The organism is Nocardia vinacea NBRC 16497, assembly GCF_000308835.1.
Taxonomy (GTDB): Bacteria; Actinomycetota; Actinomycetes; order Mycobacteriales; family Mycobacteriaceae; genus Nocardia; species Nocardia vinacea.
Window position 1 is genome coordinate 59,521 of record NZ_BAGN01000236.1, and the last position, 22,995, is coordinate 82,515.

15 protein-coding genes are annotated in these 22,995 nt (G+C 66.1%); 11 read left to right on the plus strand and 4 right to left on the minus strand.

The window, feature by feature from the left end; genetic code table 11:
- The first annotated feature begins 7 nt into the window (after positions 1–7).
- The 3 genes from ON44_RS33220 (at position 8) to ON44_RS33230 (ending at position 5,541) form a co-directional block, all read left to right on the plus strand.
- Entirely contained in the window at positions 8–3,592 is a 3,585-nt protein-coding gene (locus ON44_RS33220) for a hydantoinase B/oxoprolinase family protein (protein ID WP_040697847.1), read from the plus strand.
- An 87-nt stretch (positions 3,593–3,679) separates the two neighbouring features.
- Entirely contained in the window at positions 3,680–4,600 is a 921-nt protein-coding gene (locus tag ON44_RS33225) for an NAD-dependent epimerase/dehydratase family protein (protein WP_040697765.1), read from the plus strand.
- A gap of 125 nt (positions 4,601–4,725) precedes the next feature.
- On the plus strand, positions 4,726–5,541 hold the full coding sequence (locus tag ON44_RS33230; protein ID WP_040697767.1) for a hypothetical protein: 816 nt from the start codon (positions 4,726–4,728) through the stop codon (positions 5,539–5,541).
- A 19-nt stretch (positions 5,542–5,560) separates the two neighbouring features.
- Here ON44_RS33230 and ON44_RS33235 read toward each other — a convergent pair whose 3' ends face one another.
- Positions 5,561–7,147, minus strand: coding sequence for a CCA tRNA nucleotidyltransferase (locus ON44_RS33235; protein WP_444543897.1), 1,587 nt, complete (start codon positions 7,145–7,147; stop codon positions 5,561–5,563).
- Positions 7,148–7,384: 237 nt separating this feature from the next.
- Here ON44_RS33235 and ON44_RS33240 point away from each other — a divergent pair, with 237 nt between their 5' ends.
- The 8 genes from ON44_RS33240 to ON44_RS33275 all read left to right on the plus strand — a co-directional run bounded on the left by ON44_RS33240 (position 7,385) and on the right by ON44_RS33275 (position 19,920).
- Positions 7,385–7,921, plus strand: coding sequence for an NUDIX hydrolase (locus ON44_RS33240; RefSeq protein ID WP_040697769.1), 537 nt, complete (start codon positions 7,385–7,387; stop codon positions 7,919–7,921).
- On the plus strand, positions 7,918–10,602 hold the full coding sequence (locus tag ON44_RS33245; protein ID WP_245567435.1) for a DUF6049 family protein: 2,685 nt from the start codon (positions 7,918–7,920) through the stop codon (positions 10,600–10,602). Before ON44_RS33240 ends, ON44_RS33245 begins: the two co-directional genes overlap by 4 nt.
- 151 nt (positions 10,603–10,753) lie before the next feature.
- Positions 10,754–15,187: a murein biosynthesis integral membrane protein MurJ gene (locus ON44_RS33250; RefSeq protein ID WP_245567436.1), complete on the plus strand. Its 4,434-nt coding sequence runs from the start codon at positions 10,754–10,756 to the stop codon at positions 15,185–15,187.
- A gap of 376 nt (positions 15,188–15,563) precedes the next feature.
- The gene (gene sigM, locus ON44_RS33255) at positions 15,564–16,097 is read left to right on the plus strand and encodes an RNA polymerase sigma factor SigM (protein WP_040697856.1); all 534 of its coding nucleotides are present in this window, start codon (positions 15,564–15,566) and stop codon (positions 16,095–16,097) included.
- Positions 16,098–16,196: 99 nt separating this feature from the next.
- The gene (locus ON44_RS33260) at positions 16,197–17,012 is read left to right on the plus strand and encodes an RsmA family anti-sigma factor (protein WP_040697770.1); all 816 of its coding nucleotides are present in this window, start codon (positions 16,197–16,199) and stop codon (positions 17,010–17,012) included.
- Between the two features lie 190 nt (positions 17,013–17,202).
- On the plus strand, positions 17,203–18,189 hold the full coding sequence (gene trxB / locus ON44_RS33265) for a thioredoxin-disulfide reductase (protein WP_040697774.1): 987 nt from the start codon (positions 17,203–17,205) through the stop codon (positions 18,187–18,189).
- A 34-nt stretch (positions 18,190–18,223) separates the two neighbouring features.
- Positions 18,224–18,550, plus strand: a complete 327-nt coding sequence (trxA, locus tag ON44_RS33270; protein ID WP_040697776.1) for a thioredoxin — start codon at positions 18,224–18,226, stop codon at positions 18,548–18,550.
- A gap of 173 nt (positions 18,551–18,723) precedes the next feature.
- The gene (locus ON44_RS33275) at positions 18,724–19,920 is read left to right on the plus strand and encodes an N-acetylmuramoyl-L-alanine amidase (RefSeq protein WP_040697778.1); all 1,197 of its coding nucleotides are present in this window, start codon (positions 18,724–18,726) and stop codon (positions 19,918–19,920) included.
- A gap of 106 nt (positions 19,921–20,026) precedes the next feature.
- Here the strand turns inward: ON44_RS33275 and ON44_RS33280 are convergent, their stop codons facing one another.
- From ON44_RS33280 to ON44_RS33290, 3 genes are all read right to left on the minus strand, one after another.
- Positions 20,027–20,758 carry a hypothetical protein gene (locus ON44_RS33280; protein ID WP_040697780.1) on the minus strand — a complete coding sequence of 244 codons (732 nt, stop codon included), beginning with the start codon at positions 20,756–20,758 and terminating at the stop codon, positions 20,027–20,029.
- 215 nt (positions 20,759–20,973) lie between these two features.
- Entirely contained in the window at positions 20,974–22,002 is a 1,029-nt protein-coding gene (locus ON44_RS33285) for a ParB/RepB/Spo0J family partition protein (RefSeq protein WP_040697783.1), read from the minus strand.
- Positions 22,003–22,027: 25 nt separating this feature from the next.
- A complete protein-coding gene (locus tag ON44_RS33290) occupies positions 22,028–22,981 on the minus strand; it encodes a ParA family protein (RefSeq protein ID WP_245567439.1) in 954 nt (317 codons plus the stop codon).
- Positions 22,982–22,995 lie beyond the last annotated feature (14 nt).

Genomic DNA, 22,995 nt, shown 5'->3' on the forward strand with positions numbered 1-22,995 from the left:
GGCGCCGGTGACGAGCGAGACACCGGGCTGGCAGTTCTGGATCGATCGGGGCGGCACATTTACCGATGTGGTGGCCCGTCGACCCGACGGCAAGCTCGTCACGCACAAGCTGCTCTCGGAGAACCCTGCGCGCTATGCCGACTCCGCGGTGGCAGGCATTCGCGAAATCCTCGCCGACGCGGGCGGCACCGCCGATATCGATGCCGTCCGGATGGGCACGACGGTCGCGACCAACGCACTGCTCGAGCGCAAAGGCGAACGCACCGTGCTGGTAATTACGCGCGGCTTCCGCGACGCACTGCGCATCGCCTATCAGAATCGGCCGCAGATCTTCGCGCGAGAGATCGTGCTGCCGGAGTTGTTGCACGAGGACGTGATCGAGGTGGACGAGCGCGTCACGGCGGATGGCACGGTGCTGACCTCGCCGAATCTCGACGCACTTGCGGCCGAACTGAAGCCGTTGTACGACAGCGGTATCCGCGCCGTCGCCGTCGTCTGCATGCATTCGCATCTATATCCCGAACACGAAAAGGCGATCGGCCGGGTCGCCCGCGAGATCGGATTTCCGCAGATCTCGCTGTCCAGCGAGGTGAGCCCGCTGATGAAGCTGGTGCCGCGCGGGGACACCACGGTGGTGGACGCCTATCTCTCACCGGTGCTGCGCCGCTACGTCCAGCAGGTCGCCGACCAGCTCACCGGTGTACGGCTGATGTTCATGCAGTCCAATGGCGGACTCACCGAGGCCGGACAGTTCCGCGGTAAGGACGCCGTCCTGTCCGGTCCAGCGGGCGGCATCGTCGGTATGGTGCGGATGTCCGAACTCGCCGGATTCGACCGCGTCATCGGCTTCGATATGGGTGGAACCTCCACGGACGTATCGCATTTCGCGGGCGAGTACGAGCGGGTGTTCATCACGCAGATCGCCGGTGTCCGGTTGCGCGCGCCGATGCTCGATATCCATACCGTCGCGGCGGGTGGCGGTTCGATCCTGCATTTCGACGGCAGCCGCTACCGTGTCGGACCCGATTCCGCGGGCGCGGCACCCGGACCGGCCTGTTATCGCGGCGGCGGACCGCTGACGGTCACCGATGCCAACGTGATGCTCGGCCGCATCCAATCGGCACATTTTCCAAGGGTTTTCGGACCGGACGGCAATGCGCCGCTCGATGATGCGCTGGTACGCAACCGATTCGCGGAACTGGCCGCCGAAATCGCGGCGAGCACCGGTGACGATCGCACACCGGAACAGGTCGCCGAGGGCTATCTCGAAATCGCGGTCGCCAATATCGCCGCCGCCATCAAACGGATCTCGGTGCAGAAGGGCCACGATGTGACCCGGTACGCGCTGACCACCTTCGGCGGCGCGGGCGGCCAGCTCGCCTGCAAGGTGGCCGATTCCCTCGGTATTCGCACCGTTGTGGTGCCGCCCATGGCCGGTGTGCTCTCGGCCCTCGGTATCGGTCTCGCCGATACCACCGCCATGCGCGAGCGTTCGGTGGAGTTGCCGCTGCACGAGGAGTCGATGGACCATGTCGGCGAGATCGCCGATGATCTGGAGGCCATCGCTCGCGCCGAACTACTCGGTGAGGACGTGCCCGTGCACCGAGTGCGTGTCGTGCGGCGCGCCCAGCTGCGCTACGACGGCACCGACACCACACTCACCGTCGAACTCACCGAACCGGCGGAGATGGCAACGGATTTCGTCGAACGACACCGCAGCACCTACTCCTTCGTGCTGGACCGCCCGATCGTGATCGAGGCGCTTTCGGTCGAGGCGACCGGGCTCACCGAACCACCCGATCTCGCCGACCTGGCCGGGCCGCGCGCGCCATCAGGCGAGCCGGAGTCGGTGCGACTGCATACCGGTGGCGTGCTGCGCGAGGTATTCCTTTACCGGCGCGCGGAATTGGTGCCGACGAAAGCGGTGCGCGGGCCCGCGATCATCACCGAGGCCAACTCCACCACGGTCGTCGACGACGGTTGGCAGGCCGTGGTGAACGACATCGGACATCTGATCATGGAACGGGTCGAAGCGGTGGCCGGACCAGAGGCGGGTACCGAAGCGGATCCCGTGCTGCTGGAGGTCTTCAACAATCTGTTCATGTCCATCGCCGAGCAGATGGGCGCGCGGCTGGAGTCGACCGCGCAGTCGGTCAATATCAAAGAGCGCCTGGACTTCTCGTGTGCGCTCTTCGATCCCGACGGCAATCTCGTCGCCAATGCGCCGCATATTCCGGTCCATCTCGGATCGATGGGGACCAGCGTCAAGGAGGTCATCCGGCGCAGGCAGGCCGCGGGCATGCGCCCCGGTGACACCTACGCCGTCAACGATCCTTACCACGGCGGCACCCATCTGCCCGATGTCACGGTGATCACGCCGGTATTCGACACCGCGGGCGCCGAGATCCTCTTCTATGTCGCATCCCGCGGCCATCACGCCGAAATCGGCGGTATCGCGCCCGGTTCGATGCCTGCGAACAGCCGTCGCATCGAGGAAGAGGGCGTCATCTTCGACAACTGGCTGCTCGTCGAGGACGGCCGGTTCCGCGAGGACGAGACGCTGCGCTTGCTCACCGAAGCGCCGTACCCGTCCCGCAATCCGGCCACCAACCTCGCCGATCTGCGCGCCCAGATCGCCGCGAATGCCAAGGGCGTCGAAGAAGTCCGGAAGATGATCGAGCACTTCGGGCTCGATGTCGTCGAGGCGTATATGCGGCATGTGCAGGACAATGCGGAGGAATCGGTGCGGCGCGTCATCGATGCGCTCGACGACGGCGAATACGCCTATGAGACCGACCTGGGTGCGACCATTCGCGTTCGGATCACGGTGGATCGGGAAAACCGCAGCGCCACCATCGATTTCAGTGGCACCTCCGGGCAGCTCGACGGTAACTTCAACGCCCCCTATGCCGTTGCGAACGCGGCGGTCCTGTATGTCTTCCGCACGCTGGTCGCCGACGATATTCCACTCAACGACGGCTGCCTGCGACCACTGCGGATCATCGTGCCGCCCGGTTCGATGCTCGCGCCCGAACCACCCGCCGCGGTCGTCGCGGGCAATGTCGAGACCTCCCAGGCGATTACCGGCGCGCTGTACGCGGCGCTCGGGGTGCAGGCCGAGGGCTCGGGCACGATGAACAACATCACCTTCGGCAATGAGCGCAGCCAGTATTACGAGACGATCGGATCCGGATCGGGTGCAGGCGACGGTTTCGACGGCGCTCCGGTGGTCCAGACCCATATGACCAACTCCCGGCTCACCGATCCGGAGGTGCTGGAGTGGCGGCTGCCGGTGCTGCTCGAGGAGTTCTCGGTACGCGCGGGGAGCGGAGGTACCGGTCGATGGCGTGGTGGTGACGGTGCGGTGCGTCGGCTGCGATTCACCGAGCCGGTGACGGTCTCGACGCTGTCGAGTCATCGCCGGGTGCCGCCGTACGGCATGGCGGGCGGCGCGCCGGGCGCCCTCGGCCGAAACCGGATCGAGCGTGCCGATGGCACGGTGCAGGACCTGAGCGGGGCGGATTCGGCCCACCTCGAACCCGGGGATGTGCTGGTCATCGAGACGCCCGGCGGGGGCGGGTACGGGAACTGATCACGTTCGACGCCGTGCCCGGCATGCTTTCGAGAGTGAGGTAGCTCACATTCGACTGTGTCACGTCGGAAGGAGGTCAGCTGTCTGATGGTCATGAACGACAACAAGAACGTATTGCTGGCCGGGGCGAGCGGAGTGCTGGGCGGCCACATCACCACCGCTCTCCGGCAGTCCGGCTACACCGTGATTTCGCTGTCCCGCGGCGCCGGGGCCGATGTCCAGGCCGATCTGATGAATCGCGACCAGCTGCTGCGCGCGGTCGAGGGCCGCACGATCGACACCGTCGTGCATGCCGCGACGGCTCTGCGCAAGGCGCCGATGCGGCACAAGGATATGTACGCGACCAACGAGCTGCGGATCACCGGCACCGCCAACCTGCTGGAGGCCGCACGCGTCGTCGGCGCCCGGCGGATCATCGCCGAATCCGTTGTCCTCGGTTACGGCTACGGCGATTTCGGCGATCACCAGTTCACCGAGGACGACCCCTTCGCCTCGACCGGCGACAAAGCGGTGGAACCCCACCTCGAAGGCATGCGGGTCAAGGAAGAGCTGACGCTGAATGCCGATGGAATCGAAGGGATCTCATTGCGCTACGGCATGTTCTATGGCGCGGGCGGCACAGAGACCATTATCGAGATGCTGCGCAAGCGACAGCTGCCGACGGTGAACGATCACGGACGGGTGCTGCCGTGGGTCGATCTGGTCGATGCGGGTGCGGCGGTGGCGCTGGCCGTCGAGGGCGGAAAGCCCGGTGCCGCATACAACATCGTGGACGACACCCCGCTCGGCTTCGGTGCATACGTCAAGCTGGTAGCCGAAACCTTCGGCACACCAAAGCCATTGACCGTACCCGCCTGGATGATGCGGCCCATGTCGTACGCCTACCGCATGACGCAGGCAAGTATGCGAGTGTCCAATGCCAAAGCGAAGACGGAGCTCGGTTGGACACCGCGCTATCCGTCCTGCGCCGATGGCATGCGCGCTTTGGCCGCCGCGCAGTACAGCTAGCCGATCAGCGCGTAGAGCCGCGAGCACGCCGAGGCGCGTCATTCCGTGGATACGCACAATTGCCCGCATCGTCACAGCCGCGAACGTGGTCGGGTGCGCCGCCGCCAAGTACGCTCGGAGCAATCATGGCCACGTACTTCGATCCGACGTCATGGTCACCGATGCGGGCCGTCGACATGGGTAAACGCCTCTTCGATCAATCACTGCTCGAACAATGGCTCGCCTACACGACCGCCTGGGTGGATCCATTGGCCGACTTCGGCGCGGGCACTGTGACCGCGCTCATGCCGGACGTGCTGATGACCGTGCTCAGCGAGGGCATTCTCAGCCGGTTCGGCGGCCAGGAGGTCACCGCCACCCTGCTCGGCCACGATCTGCACGCGACCCTGCAGGTGCTCAAGGTGCGCAGACGCGGCGCGCATTTCCAGACCAAGACGGTGCTGTCCCGGCTGCGCTGGGACGATCACCCGATCGAGCAGGTCACCGTGATCGCGCACGGCGTCCGGCTGGTGCCCGGCGTGCCGACGAAGGCGCGGGTGCAGCAGCTGGATCTGAACGGGACCGTCACCGCCGAGGCGCTCGTAGGCTGGCTCGATACCCAGCAGCCCGATTGGAAACTCGAAGTCGACGCGAGCGGATTGATCCGGGCGAAGCATCGCAAACGCCGGATCAGCGCGTTGGTGGAGGCGCAGGTGCGCGACAACCTGCTGACCGTCGATATTCACCGGGCGAACTGGCTGGGCATCCGGATCCCGCGGAAGCTGGTGACCGCGCCGGCGATCCTGCTGGATCGGCTACCGAACGACGCGCGCATCGTGCACGCCACCCGCGAGGGTGATCTGGTCCGGTTCCGGGTGGAGCTGCCGGGGATCACCGGATCGTTCGATCTGGCGCAGATCCGCTCGGCCATCGTGGCGGGCACCACGCTGATCATTTTCTGATCGACCAGCGAGGTCCCGCTCAGACCTGGGCTTTCCACCATTCCAGCAGCGCGGCCTCGGCCTCGTCCCTGGTGAGCGGTCCACGATCCAGGCGCAACTCCTTCAGGAACCGCCAGGCCTTGCCGACCTCCGGACCCGCGGGAATGCCGAGCAGTTCCATGATCGCGTTACCGTCCAGGTCCGGACGCACCCGATCCAGATCCTCCTGCTCCTGCAGTCTGGCGATCCGCGTCTCCAGCTCGTCATAGGTGGCACGCAGCGCGGCGGCACGACGCTTATTGCGAGTGGTGCAGTCGGCGCGGACCAGTTTGTGCAGCCGAGGTAGCAGGTCATCGGCGTCGGTGACGTACCGGCGCACCGCTGAATCGGTCCACTGTCCTTTGCCGTAGCCGTGAAAACGCAAGTGCAGGAACACCAGTCGCGCCACGTCCTCGGTGAACTGCTTGGGGTACTTGAGCGCGCGCATCCGCTTGCGCACCATCTTCGCGCCGACCACCTCATGGTGATGGAAGCTGACACCGCCGCCCGGTTCATTGCGCTTGGTATCGGGCTTGCCGATGTCGTGCAGCAGCGCGGCCCAGCGCAGCACCAGATCCGGGTCGCCCTCTTCCAGGTCGATGGCCTGCTGCAACACGGTCAGCGAATGCCAGTAGACATCCTTGTGCTGGTGGTGCTCGTCGATCTCCAGCTTCATCGCGGGCACCTCGGGCAGCACCAGCTGGGCCAAGCCCGTCTCGCACATGACATTGATGCCGTCGATCGGATGCGCGGAGGCGATGAGCTTATCCAGTTCGGTGCGCACCCGCTCCGCGGTGATCCGCTCGATCTCACCCGCCATCGCGACGATCGCGACCCGCACCCGCGGCTCCAGTTCGAAGCCGAGCTGCGCGACGAAACGCGCCGCCCGCAGCATGCGCAACGGATCGTCGTTGAACGAATCCTCCGGCGCCGCAGGCGTATCCAGCACTCCGGTGAGCAGCGCGTCCATCCCGCCGAGCGGATCGACGAACTCCAGCGACCCGTCGGCCCCGATCTTCACCGCCATCGCGTTGACGGTGAAATCGCGTCGCACCAGGTCGCCCTCGAGCGAATCGCCGAAGGTGACCTCGGGATTGCGCGACACCCGGTCATAGGTATCGCTACGGAAGGTGGTGATCTCCAACTGCTGATCGGCCTTCGACGCACTCACGGTGCCGAACGCCAACCCGCCGGTATCCCACAGATGATCGGCCCACCCGCGCAACAACTCCTGCACCTGCTCGGGTCTGGCATCGGTGGTGAAATCCAGATCCGTCCCCAACCGTCCGAGCACCGCATCGCGCACACTGCCCCCGACCAGGTACAACTCATACCCCCGCGCGGCGAACAACTCGCCCAACGGCGTCAACACATCGGACAACCGTCCCAGCGTGACCGCGGCCGCGGCCAGCAATCGGGTACGTCGATCCAACGCTGCATCCTCGGACTTGGGCGAAACCACGAAGTAGCAGCTTACCGAGCCCGCACAACCGATATTCCAGCGCGACCTCCGCAGCGCGTACAGATATATAAGGCCGAGCACATGCGTGGGGGTGGAGGTGCCGAGATTCAGTCCGAATTCGAACATCCAGCACCGCTCTCGGATACAAACACTCAGGTCGCGACCTCGGCTCCCAACGCAACCCCGACAGAGCGAGTCTTACGAGCGACCGTTGGCGGCCCGTCTCGCGTCCATCGAGCACAGCCGAGTCGTCGAAGCGCATGCGACGTAGTCGCGAGTCTCGACGGCTCGGACGCGAGACAGAAGGGGGCCGCCAACACGCCGCGCCGAAGGCGCGGCAATTCAGCACAGTAGGATTGCGTGGTGTCTCCGGCCGATCGCGCGAACAGTCGACGCCGCCAGCCCCGGCGCCGCGGTTCGGCCGCCAACGCGGCGAAACCGCGCATGCGCACGGTACGGGAAACCTCGGCGGGTGGACTCGTCGTCGACGGGTTGGACGGCCCGAGCGATAAACGCAGTGCGGCGCTCATCGGGCGGACCGATCGACGTGGCAGACTGCTGTGGTCGCTGCCCAAGGGACATATCGAAGAGGGGGAGACACCCGAGCAGACCGCGATCCGGGAGGTCGCCGAGGAGACCGGAATCAATGGGATAGTGGTCGCCGAACTCGGCAGCATCGATTACTGGTTCGTCACCGAGGGTCGCCGGGTACACAAGACCGTGCATCATTATCTGCTGCGCTCCATCGGTGGTGAGCTGTCCGATGCCGACGTCGAGGTCACGCAGGTGGCGTGGGTTCCGTTGGGCGAATTGGATTCTCGGCTCGCCTATGCCGATGAACGGCGCCTCGCCGAAGTGGCGAACCGGATGATCGACCGGATGGAGACCGGCAAGAGATGACCCAGACTTTCCGGCATCGCGCAGCGATTCCGTGGGGGATGGTGGTCGGGCGACGGGTGGACCTGTTCCGGATCATCGCGGCGGTCCTGACCATTCTCGGCTCGGCGACGGCGGTTCCGGTATTGCTCGCCCAGCCCGCCGCCGCCCAGCCGGCGACGCCGAATAGTTCGTCGTCGCCGAAATTCCTGAAGCTGACCCTGGATTCGGTGAATCCGTCCGCGGTGACGACCACCAGCGATCCGACACTGACGGTCGCGGGCACCGTCACCAATATCGGCGATCGGGTGGTGGAGGACATCAGTGTCCGCATCCAACGCGCCGCCGCGGTGTCGGCACCGAGCGCGCTGCGCTCGACCCTGCGCTTGGACCAGGTCAACTACGACGTGACCGGTCCGTTCGAAGATGTCGCCGACCGCTTGAGTCCCGGCCAACGCAAACAGTTCACGATCAGCATCGCGTTGCGCTCCGGTGGCGGTACGGCCGCGCTCGATATCACCAAGCCCGGCGTTTATCCGCTGCTGCTGAATGTCAACGGGGAACCGGCCTACGGCACCCAGGCCCGCCTCGACGACGCACGGTTCCTGCTCCCGGTGCTGGGCGTACCGCCTGCGGTCGATATCAGCTCGCCGGTGCCCGCCGCGCCCGATACGCCGGTGGCGACGACACTGCTGTGGCCGCTGGCCGACCGCCCTCGGCTGGTCGCCGGTGTCACCGGCCCGCTCAATGGGAAGGCCGAGCTCACCGATGACGAACTGGCCGCATCGCTGGGCAAGGGCGGGCGTCTGGACCAATTGCTCGGAGCCTTGGAATCGGTGCTTGGCACCAACCCGACCAGTCGCGATCGCACGCTGAACTCGGCGGTCTGCATCGCGATCGATCCCGATCTGCTGATCACCGCGCAGGTGATGACCAAGGGTTATCGCGTGCTGGCCAGCCCTTCCGATCCGGACGGTGCGACCAGGGCGGGCACCGGCGCCGATCAGGCCCAGACCTGGCTGGACCGGTTGCGCGCGGTCGCCGCATCGACCTGTACGGTCGCGCTGCCGTTCGCGCAGGTCGATATCACGGCACTGGCCGCGGTCGACGATCCCGAACTGTCCACACGAGCATTGAACGACCCCGCCGATATCGTCGATTCGATCCTGGCCACCAAATCGGTGCGCGGTGTCAGCGTGCCGGATTCCGGCAGTATCGATGAGAGCGCGGGAATGTTGTTGCGCGGCCACGGTTTCGGGACCGCCGTACTCGCCGATAACGCCGCCGTCCCGCTCGGCACCGCCGGTACCTCGACGGATTCGCAGCCGATCACCACCGGACGCGGCGGCGCGGGCAATCAGAGCACCACCAACCAGACCACCTCGAGTCAGCCGCTTCCGGAGACGAGCACGCCGGATGTGGTCCGGCTCGCCGAGATCGCCCCGATGCCGGTCACGCCGGAGTCGACACCGGAACCGCAGACCAGCGCGACACCGAGCACATCCGCCTCGAGCACATCCGCCCCGACGACGAGTGCTGCCCCCTCCGGCACCCAGGCCCCGCCCGCCGATCCGGCATTGCACGCGGCGACCTTCGATATCTGGTCCGCGACCGCCCTCGCAGCCGTCGGCTCCAACCCGCCCACCCCGTCGTTCACGCCCGCACGCGTCCGCTACGACGTCACCAACGACTCCCGGATGGCCCGCCTGCAGGATGCGCTCGGCGCCATCACCTGGTCCGCGCTGAACCCGGACCCGAGCCGCCCGCGCTCACTGCTGCTGGTGCCGCCGCAGCAGTGGAGCGCGAACCGGGACGAGGCCACCGCGATCCTGAAGCAGGTCGACCTGCTGCTGCACAACAACCTCGCGACCACGCGCACGCTCGCCGAGCTGGTCGCCGAATCGCCCGACGCGCAGCCCCACGAACCCGACTATCTGCCGCAGGCGGCCCATGATGCGGTTCCGGACCGCTTCATGCTCCCGATCCGCGACCAGGGCCGCCGGATCACCGATCTCATGCGTTCGCTCGTCGAGGTGCCCGAGAACGAGCCGACGCCGAACCAATATCTGACCCCGCTGCGCGACGATCTGCTGCGCGTCCTGACCCTCTCGGACCGGCGCTCCGGCGATTCCGCACAGCCGGACACCTATGCCCAGCGCCGACTCGACCAGACGACACGCACACTGGACCGGCTCTACGGTTCGGTCACCGTGCTGCCGCCCGGCGGGGTGTACACCTTGGCCTCCGAACAGAGCCCATTGCTATTGGTCGCACGAAACGATCTGCCGGTCGCCATCCGGGTCCGGTTCCGGATCGAGGCGCCGACGGAGACGAAGATCACCGATCCCGGCGAGGAGACGCTGCCGCCCACCGGAAGCCGGTCGTTCCAGATCCCGACCGAGGTCACCGATAGCCGTAATCTGGTCATTCCGATCTCCCTTACCACGTCCGACGGCGTCCCACTCGGCAATCCCACCTCGGTCTCGGTGCGTTCGAACGCTTACGGTCAGACCTTGGCAATAATTACGGCGTGTGCCGGAATACTGCTGTTTCTGTTGGCCGGGCGCCGGTTGTGGCGTCGGTTCCGCGGACAGCCGGATCCGGCCGACGAGGGTTTCGATCCGGGCACCCGACGCCGGGTGAACAGGTACCGACGGGCGCGCAGGCGCGTATTACAGCAGCAGGAGCAGCAGGAGGCGGGATGAGGACGAGGACACCTCGCTCGTGCTCGGCTGCCGTCGAAACCTCTGATCGGTACCGACCCCCGCACTACTCATGGCATCGTGGAGGACAATCGCGTAACACCCTGGGCGTCATCGGCCCGTCGGCGGGGGATGGCATGGCGCAGGAGGCACGATGAGCGACGATGATCTATCCGCTCATCGGCAACCACCTGTTGATCGGCCCGACGGACCCCAGGCCCGCCGGGCGCCTTCGGCACCCTGGGAACGGCAACTGGCGCAGCCACCGGCAGAACCGGAGGACGCCGAGATGACTCCCGATGAGCGTTTCGGCGGTTCGCCGCACGTCCCGCAGGTGAGTCGTCCGGGTCAGCCGCAGCGCCCGGTGCCGCCGCCGCGCCCGACACCCCGTGTCTCGCAGCCACCGACCGGACCGATGGCACCGCCCTCCGGCGCATTGCCCAGGCAACCCCGGCCGCAGCAGCGGCCGGTACCCCGTCCTCCGCAATATCCGGAACCGCAGCAATACCCCGAACCCCGGCCGCATCCGGGGCAGCAGTCACATCCGGGGCAGCGGCAATACCCGGCGCCGCCACAGCAGCCCGGTCCGGGTCGGCCGCGTCCGATGCCGCCCGGTCAACAGATGCCGCCCGGTCAACCGGTACCGGGACCGCCGGGCGCACCTCCTCGGGTCCCGCCCCAGCGTTTCGCGCCGCCGCCGAACTACCAGGCGCCGCGACCGAGCTATCAGACACCGCCGCCACAGCCCCCGGCGACGCGGCAGCCGCCGATCGAACAACAGCGACCGATCGATCGCCAGCAGCCTGTCGAACGGCGGCAACCGGTGGAGCAGCCGCAACGTCCCGCTCCCAGGGAAGCGGCCAGGCCACGGACCCAGGAATGGCCCGCCGCACCCGCATCGGGCCCGGTCGCCACCGAAACCAAACAGAACGCGAGCTCGCGTCTGCTGCGTGACTCCGGATCGATCGCGATCGCCACCCTGATCAGCCGCGTCACCGGCTTCGGCAAACAGCTGTTGCTGCTGACCGCGCTCGGCCCGGCCGTCGCGAGTGCCTACACCTCGGCCAACCTGATCCCGAACATGATCACCGAGCTCGTCCTCGGCGCGGTCTTGACCGCGATGGTGGTGCCGACGCTGGTGCGAGCCGAACAGGAGGACGACGACGGGGGCGTCGCATTCGTCCGCAGGCTGGTCACCGCCGCCTTCGCGGTGCTCGCCGCGGCCACGCTCTTCGCCGCGGCGGCGACGCCGTTGCTGGCGACCCGGGTCTTCGTCTCCTCGGACGGCAAGGTCAATACGGAACTGACCACGGCGCTGACCTATCTATTGGTGCCGGCCATCCTGTTCTACGGCATGTCGGCGCTGTTGACGGCAATCCTGAATACCCGCCAGAACTTCAAACCCGGGGCCTGGGCGCCGGTATTGAACAACCTCGTCGTGCTGGTCGTGCTCGGTCTCTACGCCCTGACGCCGGGCGAGATCACCCTGGATCCGGTCCGGATGAGCGATCCGAAACTGCTGGTTCTCGGCGGCGGCATCACCCTCGGTGTGGCCACCCAGGCGCTGAGCCTGCTGCCCGCGATCAAGCGCAATCAGATCGATCTCCGGCCGCTGTGGGGTATCGACGCGCGACTCAGGCAGTTCGGCAAGATGGGTTCGGCCATCATCCTGTACGTGGTGATCAGCCAGATCGGTCTGATCGTCTCGAACCACATCGCCTCGACGGCCGATGAGGCAGGCCCGGCGATCTATACCAATGCCTGGCTGCTGCTCCAGCTGCCCTACGGCGTACTCGGTGTCACACTGCTCACCGCGATCATGCCGCGGCTGAGCCGCAACGCGGCCGCCGATGACACTCCCGCCGTCGTGGACGATCTGTCCGTCGCGACCCGTTTGACGATGATCGCCCTCGTTCCGGTGGTCACCTTCCTGACGCTGGCCGGCCCGCAGGTCGGCGAGGCGCTGTTCGGCTATGCGCGATTCACCGGCGACGCCGCGCGCCTCGGCGAGGCGGTGAGCTGGTCGGCCTTCACGCTGATTCCGTACTCCCTGGTGCTCATCCATCTGCGCGTCTTCTACGCGAGGGAGCAGGCGTGGACGCCGACCTGGATCATCCTCGCCATCACGACGATCAAGATCCTGTTCTCGGCACTCGCGCCCGCGCTGGCGAGCGACAGCGGTCAGGTCGTGAAAATCCTTGGTGTCGCGACCGGACTCGGCTTCCTGGCCGGCGCCGTCATCGGCGGCTATCTGCTGCACCAGAGCCTCGGCGATCTGCGCATGGTCAATGTCGGACGCACGGTTACCCGCGTACTGCTGTCCTCGATCGCGGGTGGCGCGGTCATGCTCATCGTCGACAAGGTGCTCGGACTCGACCGCCTCTCCGGCGGACCCGGCTCGCTGATCCGGGTGATCGTATCGGCCATCGTGATGTTCGCGGTCGCCTTCGGGCTGATGCGCCTGGCCGGTATCCCGGAGATCGTTGCGATCACCGTCGCCGTCTCCCGGCGCCTCGGCTTCACCCCGCCCGCCCCCGATCTCGATCTCGAGGGTCCGGTCGAGGACGAGTACGCGACACAGGTATTCCGGCGGCCCGAGCCGTATGTGGCATACCCTGGTTTCGACCCGTACATGGATGCCCAAACCATGGTGCTACCCGTGATCCGAGCTCATACCGTTGACAGCACCGGTATGGGTGAGTTCCCGTACCCTGTTCGGCAGAGAAGCACAAGTGGCGAGTTCGCCGGAACTTCGACATATCAGGGCGAAGGAGGAACGAGGGTGAGCGACGACGCGGCGCTGGGCGGCGTCCCAGCCGCCGAATCTGCTGCGACCAAGGCAGGCGGGCTCTCCACAGATGTTCCGCCCACCGGGGAGACCTCTGATCCCGCATACGCGAGTCAGGGTGCCGATAACGGTCCGCCGGAGCACGATTCGGCGGCCGGATCCGGTGAGCAACCGCGGGAGGCCCCGCAGCGCGATCCGATGTACGACACCGGGATGATCCCGATCCCGCCGCAGCTACCGCCGATGGAGGACGCGGGTCGAAGAACGCCGCGCGGCCCCAAGCTGATTCCGGGCGCTTCCGTAGCGGGCGGCCGCTACCGGCTGCTCGCGAGTCACGGTGGATCCCGCGGACTCAAGTTCTGGCAGGCGCTCGATATCAAGCTCGACCGCGAGGTCGCGCTCACCTTCGTCGACGCCGATCAGAAGGCGACCGACAACTCCGGTCACGACGGTCCGCAGGCCATCCTGTCGCGCACGCTGCGCCTGGGCCGGATCAACTCGCCGGGCCTGGCTCGCGTGCTCGACGTGGTGCGTGGCAGCTCCGGCGGCATCGTGGTGGCCGAATGGACTCCGGGCCGTTCGCTGCGCGAAATGGCCGAGACGGTGCCGTCGCCGATCGGTGCCGCCCGTGCCATCCGGGCTTTGGCCTCGGCCGCCGAACTGGCTCATCGCGGCGGCGGCTCGCTGTCCATCGACCATCCGGACCGGGTCCGGATCAGTGCCACCGGTGATGCGGTGCTCGCGTTCCCGGGCACGCTGTCCGATTCCGACGCGCAATCCGATGTGCGCGGCCTCGGCGCCATGCTCTACGCCCTGATCACCGCACGCTGGCCGATCCGTGCCGGTGGCATGACCGGCACGGCAGCGACGGTTGGCGGTTTGCGGCTGGCCGATTTCGGTTCCGACGGCACCCCCGTCGAACCGCGGCAGATCCGGCCCGAGGTGCCGTTCGAGATCTCGGCGGTCGCGGTCCGTTCGCTGGAATCGAATAAGGGCGTGCGCACCGCCGCGACCGTGCAGCATGTGCTCGAACAGGCCTCGGTGGTCGATCAGAAGACCGATTTCATCCCGGTACTCCGCCTCGGTCAGCGTCCGCCGACCGGCGCCGAGGAATCGCTGGCCGATCCGGAATTGCTTGCGGCGGAACGGGAACGCTCGCAGCGGATGATGTGGATCATGGTCGGGCTCGGCATTCTGGCCGCACTCGTGGTCGGCATCATCATCTGGTGGATGGTCAGCGTCTTCGCGCCGACCGCCTCGGACGCACCGCTCAACGAGCAGCGCAATATCGGCCTCACCACGAACAGTTCACCCGCGCCCGCGCCCACCTCCGGTGGTACGACGGGGACGGCCGCGGGCGGGGTGCCGGTTCCGGTGACGAGTGTGTCGGTGTTCTCCCCGGAGGGCACACCGGACAATGTCAGCGGAACCGGTGCGGTGCTCGATCACGATCCGGGCACCGTCTGGCGCACCGATCAGTACTTCCAGCAGTTCCCGGCGCTCAAGAAGGGCGTCGGGCTGCTGGCCACCCTGCCGAGTCCGGCCAAGCTGACGAGCGTCTCGATCGAATCACCGAGTGCGGGCACCGCGGTCGAGATCCGCACCTCCCCGACGGCCTCGCCCACGCTGGACCAGACCCAGCTGATCGGCTCGGCGCGACTAGAGAACGGCATCACCGAAATCCCGGTCCGCAGCGATCAGGCGGCCCGCTATGTGCTCGTATGGATCACCGGACTCGGCAACTCCGGTGGCCAGTTCCAGACCTCGATCGCCGACCTGCGCTTCGACGCCGCGCCGTAAGCGCCGCTCAGCTCTGCCCTCGCCGCACGTGTCCGCCCCGTGCCGTCGCTGGACTTCGCTCGCTCCGCCCGCCGGTGTCGATTTCCCCGGGCGCACCGCACAATTCGGCCCCGACTGGTCTGGTTGCTGCCAATTCTTTACTGACGATATGATCTAGCCGCGCTCTCACTCAGGGGGAGCTCCCCGGGTTCTGGTTGTTCGATCCTGGATGCTGCGAAATTTCGATGATGGTCGCTCGTGTCCGTCATCGCCGTGAGAGCTGTCCAAGGGGTTGGTTTTGCCGTCCGAACTGAACGAGGATTCCCACGGGGGAAAGTCGCGGCCCGTTGCGTTCCGCGAGCGTTCGTTCGTCCCCGACGAGCTCACCGATGTCGAACTGCTGCAAGCCCACGTGCGCGGTCAGCGGCATGCCTTCGCCGAACTGCTGCGCCGCCACAACGACCACCTCTGGCAGACCGCCCTGCGCACCTCCTATACCCGCGAGGACGCGGCGGATTCGCTGCAGGACGCTCTGCTCTCGGCACACCGCACCGCTGCCACCTTCCGCGCCGAGGCCGAGGTGCGCAGCTGGCTGCACGCCATCGTGGTGAACGCCTGCCTGGACCGGATCCGGCGCAATAAGACCCGTCGCGCGGTATCGCTGTCGCCGGAGACCATGCCGGAACCCAAGGACACCCGCGACAATATCGCCGAACTGGAAATGTCACTCGTCATCGATCGTGCGCTGTTCACGCTGCCGGAGGAGCAGCGGGCGGCGCTAGTCGCGGTGGAGCTGGAGGGGCGTAGTGTCGCGGAAACCGCGGCACTGCTCGGCGTTCCGGAGGGCACTATCAAGAGCCGATGCGCACGCGGCCGACAGCGGCTCCAAGAACGTTTGGAATTTCTGCGTGATCCGGGGAACCGGAAGTAGTCGAGATGCGTCATTAATAGTGACGGACAACAAGACGATGTACAGGCAGCGCCGCCCGCGACGTGCGGGCGGGCATCTACTCGAGAATCCGGAGGTGCGATGGCGACCCGATCCGATCCGCAGCCTCCGTTCTCACCCGAACTGCTAGCGGATCTACACGCCGACAATGTGGCGCCGGAGCTGAGCGAGCAGCTGTGGCCGGTGGTCCGCAATGATCCGGACGCCCTACGGTTCCTGAACTCGCTCGACGATGTCAGCGCCGAATTGCGCGCACTAGGCCGGGACGAGCGCGTCATCCACGCCATGCCCGCCGATATCGCGGCCCGGCTGGAGGAGTTCGTCGAAGGCCTCGATGTGGCGGAGGAGCCCACCGAGCAGGTCGCAACCGTCCATCGGCTGCCCTCGGCCACCACACGGCCGGAATCTTCGGTTGCGGTGTGGCCCGAATCCGCCGATGACGCAAAGGATTCCGGGCGCGAGGTTGCCATCCCGCTGACGCGACGCGGCACACGCGCACTCCGCTGGCTCGCCGCCGCGGCCGCTGTGATCGCGGTCGTGGCCTGCGTCGCGGTCGCGGCGGACGCATTGCGTGGGCACGAGGTGGCCCCGAGCGCCCAACCGACCACCAGCAACGTCCAACTCGGTGACGAACTCGACGCCACCATCGCACTGAGCGCCCTAGGTCGCAATGACGTCACCGGCGCACTCGGCACCGCGGCGGCCCTGAACCGCTGCGTCCACGCCAACGGCCTGGACCGCACCGTCCTCGGTTCGACCGACACCACCTTCCAGGGCAGGGACGCCGTGCTGATACTGCTCGCCGGCCCACGTCCGCACAAGATCACCGCACTGGTCGTCGGAATCGGTTGCGGCACCGACGATCCGCAACAGTTGGCTCGCACCGACATCGGTTGACGAGTGGGCGACGTCACGTCGTGCGGTTGTCCCACATCACGTCGGGAACAACACCGTTTACCCTGTTGTTGACCGACACGTCTAATGAATCTCCCTCGGAAGGGTCACCCGTGAGCGAGCGCAGCGAGCGAACAATCAACACAGCCAACCTGTTGGTCATGGTGGAGCCGAGCGCCAGCGAGGCGGAGGCATGAGCAACGCAGTTCGCGACTTGATCATCGTCGGCTCCGGACCCGCCGGCTATACCGCCGCCGTCTACGCAGCCCGCGCCGAACTCCAGCCCCTGCTGTTCGAGGGCACCCAGTTCGGCGGCGCACTGATGACCACCACCGAGGTCGAAAACTTCCCCGGCTTCCGCGCCGGCATCATGGGTCCGGATCTGATGGAGGAGATGCGCGAACAGGCCAAGCGGTTCGGCGCCGATATCCGGACCGAGGATGTGGACGCCATCGACCTGACCGGCCCGATCAAGACGGTCACCGTCGGCGATGAGACGTACCAGGCCTATGCCGTAATCCTCGCCATGGGCTCAGCCGCGCGCTATCTGAACGTCCCCGGTGAGCAGAAGCTGCTCGGCCGCGGTGTCAGCGCCTGCGCTACCTGCGACGGCTTCTTCTTCAAGGGCCAAGACATCGTCGTGGTCGGCGGTGGCGACTCGGCGATGGAGGAAGCGACCTTCCTCACCAAGTTCGCCAGCACCGTGACCATCGTGCACCGCCGTGAGGAATTCCGCGCCTCGCGCATCATGCTGGAGCGCGCCAAGGCCAACGAGAAGATCAAGTTCGTGCTCAACGCCGAGGTCACCGCGGTCAACGGCGATACCAGCGTGACCAGCCTGACACTGCGCGATACCCGCACCGGCGAGACCTCCGAACTGGCCGCGACCGGCCTGTTCGTGGCGATCGGTCACGACCCGCGCAGCGAGCTGGTCAAGGATCAGGTGGAGCTGGACGACGAGGGCTACGTGCAGGTGCTGCATCCGTCGACCGCTACCGAGGTGCCCGGTGTCTTCGCCGCGGGCGATCTGGTCGACCACACTTACCGCCAGGCCATCACGGCCGCGGGGACCGGCTGCCGCGCCGCGATCGACGCCGAGCGCTGGCTGGCCGACCAGGGTGACATCACCTCGAACACCCTGGATCACGCCGGCAACTCAGTTGCCGTGCCCGCCAACTGATCTCATCACTTTTTGCACTACAAGGAGATACCCCATGTCCGAGAACACGGTCACCGTGACCGATGCGTCCTTCGCCGACGATGTGCTGCTCAGTGAGAAGCCGGTACTCGTCGATTTCTGGGCCGACTGGTGCGGTCCGTGCAAAATGGTCGCCCCGGTGCTGGAGGAGATCGCGGGCGCGCACGCGGATAAGCTGACCGTGGCCAAGCTGGATGTGGATGCCAATCCGGGCGTCGCCCGCGATTATCAGATCCTCTCGCTGCCAACTATGATGCTGTTCTCCGGTGGCAAGCCGGTCAAGCAGATCGTCGGCGCGAAGGGCAAAGCCGCCCTGCTGCGTGAACTCGACGGCATCATCTGACGTATTCGTCAAAGAACGCCGTCGATCGACGACGCGCCGTAGGATGCCTGGACGCCGGGAATTGTCGTATTCCGGTCCGGGTCTGAGACAATCGACCGACCTCCGGTCGTGCGAGGGTGTGAGCCATCGCATGAGTGGGTACCCGGGTTGACGGAAGGAAAGGGCTCTCACGCATGCACCGACTTCGTCACGGCGATACCGGTCCAGCCGTCGCCGAGGTTCGGAGCACCCTGGCAAGTCTCGGGTTTCTGCATACGCACTCCGCCGCAACAGGACACGCTGATGCGCGAGAGTACTGGATGGACACCGACGCTTCCTTCGATCGCCAGCTCGACTCGGCGGTTCGCGCCTTCCAACAGCATCGCGGACTGCTGGTCGACGGGGTCGTCGGACCGGCTACCTACCGCGCGCTCAAGGAAGCCTCCTATCGCCTGGGTGCCCGCACACTGATCTACCAGCTCTCCGCGCCGCTCTACGGCGACGATGTGGCAACCCTGCAGCGCCGGCTACAGGACCTCGGTTTCTACGTGCACCGTGTCGACGGCTACTTCGGCCCGCACACCCATGAGGCGCTCACCGCATTCCAGCGGGAGATCGGCTTGGCGGCCGACGGTATCTGCGGTCCGGATACGCTGCGCTCGCTCGAGCTGCTCGGCGCACGCGTCACCGGCGGCAATCCGCATCGGATCGCCGAGGAAGAGGTCGTGCACCGGGCCGGGCCGCAGTTGACCGGGAAGCGGATCGTCATCGATCCGGGCCTCGGGGGCCCGGACAAGGGCTTCGCGGTGCCGACCGAATACGGCGATGTCTACGAGTCGGAGATCCTCTGGGATCTGGCCAGCAGGCTGGAGGGCCGAATGGCCGCCACCGGCATGGAAACCTTCCTGTCGCGGCCGTGGGGCGCCAATCCGACCGACGCCGAGCGCGCGGATACCTCCAATGCCTTCGACGCCGATCTCATGATCTCGCTACGCTGCGCGACCAATCCGAGCCCGTCCGCCAACGGTGTCGCGGGCTTCCACTTCGGCAATTCGCACGGCTCGGTATCGATGATCGGCCAGGTACTCGCCGGCTTCATCCAGCGTGAGGTGGTCGCTCGAACCTCATTGCAGGACTGCCGAACTCACGCGCGCACCTGGGATCTATTGCGGCTCACCAAGATGCCGACCGTCCAGGTCGATATCGGTTATCTCACAAACGAATACGATGCGACGGTACTCACCAACCCGCGGATGCGCGATGTGATCGCCGAGGCCATCCTCATTTCGGTGAAGCGGCTTTATCTGCTCGGCCAGGACGATCAGCCAACAGGCACATACACTTTCGCCGAATTGCTGGCGGAGGAATTGGCCGCAGCCGACCGGATGTAGTGAATTACCTTCTGGCTCACTAGATTACGAACAACAAAAATACTTCCGATACAAGTGCGCCCCTGCCGACCGGCGGCAGGGGCGCACTGTTGCCGAATGCGGAGTCTCAGGGGGCTCCGACGCGGAAGGGGACCGTCAGGGAGGCGGCGGCGAGCAGCTGATCGAGCGCGCGCTCCACATCTTCCTTCCAACCGTGATCGGAGTCGAGTTCCAAGCGCAGCCGGGGGAAGCGGTGGTGCGGCGCCACCACTTCGAAACCGACGTCCTCCAGGAAGTCCGCCTCGATCATGCAGGTCTCCGGCGAACATCCGGTCGCCTTACCGGCCGAGGCCGCATCCCGGACCGGTGAACCGATCCGCTCCATCAACCGCATCGATCCGAGCGAACGATCCGACATCGCGGTGGCCGGGGGCTCGGTGCGAATCCCGAATGCCTCCAACGCGCGTACACCACGACGCACCAGATCGGCCACCACGGCCGTCATGAGGCGGTGGGCTATGTCGGCGTCCTGATACGGGAATTCGGCCCGCAGCGTGGTCAGCAGGACCGCATCCGGGCTAACCGGCGATGTGGGGAACAGGCCGGCACGCGGTACGGCGCTCGGCGGCGAGTACAGCGCACACCCCGCTATGTTGCCGTCCACGTTCGCGACCTGACCGCACGAACCCCACTCCAGCATGACCGTGGACAGCCAGGCCTCCTTCTCGAAGACCGGATCACTGAACTCACGGGAGGTCGCGGCCACCGCCGGATCGATCTCCCAGAACACGCAACGCCGCGCATGGGCGGGTAGCCTGTCGAGTCCACCCAGGGTTAGTGCTGTGACGCTGGTCGACACCGCTCTGCTCAGCCTCCAGCTATCCGATTCATCCACACTCACGCTGCATTCACTCGCCAGCAAGAATATGCGATCAAAGCGAACCCGCCTCATTCCACGTCGCTGTGCTGTTGGTAAGGAGCCCCTCCGTAGGCCGATTTTCTGCGCCGTCACAGTGACGTTTCGACGCCGAATACGTGCCTACCGGAAACACACGGCTATTTTTGCCACTTCTGTCACTTGCCGAGCTGCTGCTGCTCCATCATGCCTACGATGCGTTCGAGGTCTTCGACCGAACCGAATTCGACGACGATCTTGCCCTTCCGCTTGCCGAGGCTCACGGTGACGCGAGTGTCGAAGGATTCCGACAGTCGCTCGGCCACATCCTGCAGACCCGGCATATGAATCGGCTTGCGCCGGGGGGCAGGGGGAGCGGCCATATCCGGATCCCGGTTCGCCAGGGTGACGGCTTCCTCGGTGGCCCGGACCGACAATCCCTCGGCAACGATGCGGGCGGCGAGTACCTCTTGGGAGTCGGCGCCTGCCTCGAGACCGAGCAGCGCCCGAGCGTGTCCGGCGGACAGTACGCCGGCCGCGACCCGGCGCTGCACCGGAATCGGCAGTTTCAACAGGCGAATCATATTCGTCACCACCGGTCGGGATCGACCGATTCGGGTGGCCAATTCCTCATGGGTGACATCGAATTCCTCGAGCAGCTGCTGATAGGCCGCCGCCTCTTCGAGCGGGTTCAGCTGTACCCGATGGATGTTCTCCAGGAGCGCGTCCCGCAGCATCGCGTCGTCCGCGGTCTCGCGGACAATGGCTGGAATCGCCGCGAGCCCGGCCTCTTGGCAAGCGCGCCAACGACGCTCACCCATGACGATCTGATACTTGTCCACCCCCGGCTCCAGCCGACGCACCACGATGGGCTGCATCAGGCCGAATTCCTTGATGGAGTGCACCAGCTCGGCGAGCGCCTCTTCCTCGAAGACGTGGCGCGGCTGCTTGGGATTCGGTTCGATCTGCTCCGGCGGAATCTCGCGATAGGACGCACCGCCATCCGACAGCTGCTCATCGCTGGGGTCGGGGACCCGGTGCAGGAAGGCGGAAGCCGGTTGCGGTCCGATCGGATCGATGCCGATGACGACATTGGCTGCGGCGCTGCCGAGTCCAGGTGCGGCACCGAGTCCCGGTGTGGCCGTCGGCCCCGTCGGAATCAACGCGGCAAGTCCGCGGCCTAGCCCGCCCTTCTTCGCCTGAGTCATCGGTTACCGACCCTTTCCTCGTTCGTCATTGCGCGCGCTCTGCCGCACCCGGCCGGATCACCGACCGGGAGGCCATCTCGCGACCGGCGTCCAGATAACTCATCGCACCCCGGGAGCCTGGATCATAATCGAGCACCGTCATGCCGTAGCCCGGTGCCTCGGAGACCTTCACACTGCGGGGGATAACCGACTTCAGCACCACATCGCCGAAGTGCCCGCGCACCTCCTCGGCGACCTGGTCGGCCAGCTTGGTCCGACCGTCGTACATCGTGAGAAGCACCGTCGACACGTGTAGTTCGGGATTCAGGTGCGCCTGCACCAGACCGATATTCCGGAGCAATTGCCCCACACCCTCCAGCGCGTAGTACTCGCACTGGATCGGGATCAGCACTTCCTTGGCAGCAACCATCGCGTTGACGGTGAGCAGACCGAGCGACGGCGGGCAGTCGATCATGACGTAATCGATGTCGTACCCGGCGATATTGGCCTCCTGGATGGCGGCCTTGAGTCGCCCTTCCCGCGCCACCATGGAAACCAGTTCGATCTCGGCGCCGGCCAGATCGATGGTCGCCGGAATGCACAGCAGGCGCTCGCTGTGCGGGCTCTGCTGAATCGCATCCTTCACCGACACCTCGCCGATGAGAAGTTCATAGCTCGACGGGACACCCGAGTGATGTTCGATGCCCAGGGCGGTGCTGGCATTGCCCTGGGGATCGAGGTCGATCACGAGAACCGTCATCCCGGTGTGCGCCAGGGCGGCCGCGAGATTCACGGCGGTTGTCGTCTTACCGACGCCCCCCTTCTGATTGGCGATGGTGATGATCCGTTGCTCGTGCGGTTTCGGCACTGTCACCTTTCCTGGATGCAATATTTGGCTTGCACGTTGGGCTTCGGCTGCTATCGGGGTCTCACTGGGGGAGATGTGCCCGAACGGTGTGCTTCCGAATGCCTCCGCATCCAAGGTGCTGGAGTCCAGCATCCCCGGCACGCGCG

Excerpts from the sequence above, each read along its gene's own strand:
- ON44_RS33225 (WP_040697765.1), top strand. The coding sequence starts at position 3,680 with ATGGTCATGAACGACAACAAGAACGTATTGCTGGCCGGGGCGAGCGGA.
- ON44_RS33230 (WP_040697767.1), top strand. The coding sequence starts at position 4,726 with ATGGCCACGTACTTCGATCCGACGTCATGGTCACCGATGCGGGCCGTC.
- ON44_RS33235 (WP_444543897.1), bottom strand. The coding sequence starts at position 7,147 with ATGTTCGAATTCGGACTGAATCTCGGCACCTCCACCCCCACGCATGTG.
- ON44_RS33245 (WP_245567435.1), top strand. The coding sequence starts at position 7,918 with ATGACCCAGACTTTCCGGCATCGCGCAGCGATTCCGTGGGGGATGGTG.
- ON44_RS33250 (WP_245567436.1), top strand. The coding sequence starts at position 10,754 with ATGAGCGACGATGATCTATCCGCTCATCGGCAACCACCTGTTGATCGG.
- ON44_RS33260 (WP_040697770.1), top strand. The coding sequence starts at position 16,197 with ATGGCGACCCGATCCGATCCGCAGCCTCCGTTCTCACCCGAACTGCTA.
- trxB (WP_040697774.1), top strand. The coding sequence starts at position 17,203 with ATGAGCAACGCAGTTCGCGACTTGATCATCGTCGGCTCCGGACCCGCC.
- trxA (WP_040697776.1), top strand. The coding sequence starts at position 18,224 with ATGTCCGAGAACACGGTCACCGTGACCGATGCGTCCTTCGCCGACGAT.
- ON44_RS33275 (WP_040697778.1), top strand. The coding sequence starts at position 18,724 with ATGCACCGACTTCGTCACGGCGATACCGGTCCAGCCGTCGCCGAGGTT.
- ON44_RS33285 (WP_040697783.1), bottom strand. The coding sequence starts at position 22,002 with ATGACTCAGGCGAAGAAGGGCGGGCTAGGCCGCGGACTTGCCGCGTTG.
- ON44_RS33290 (WP_245567439.1), bottom strand. The coding sequence starts at position 22,981 with ATGCTGGACTCCAGCACCTTGGATGCGGAGGCATTCGGAAGCACACCG.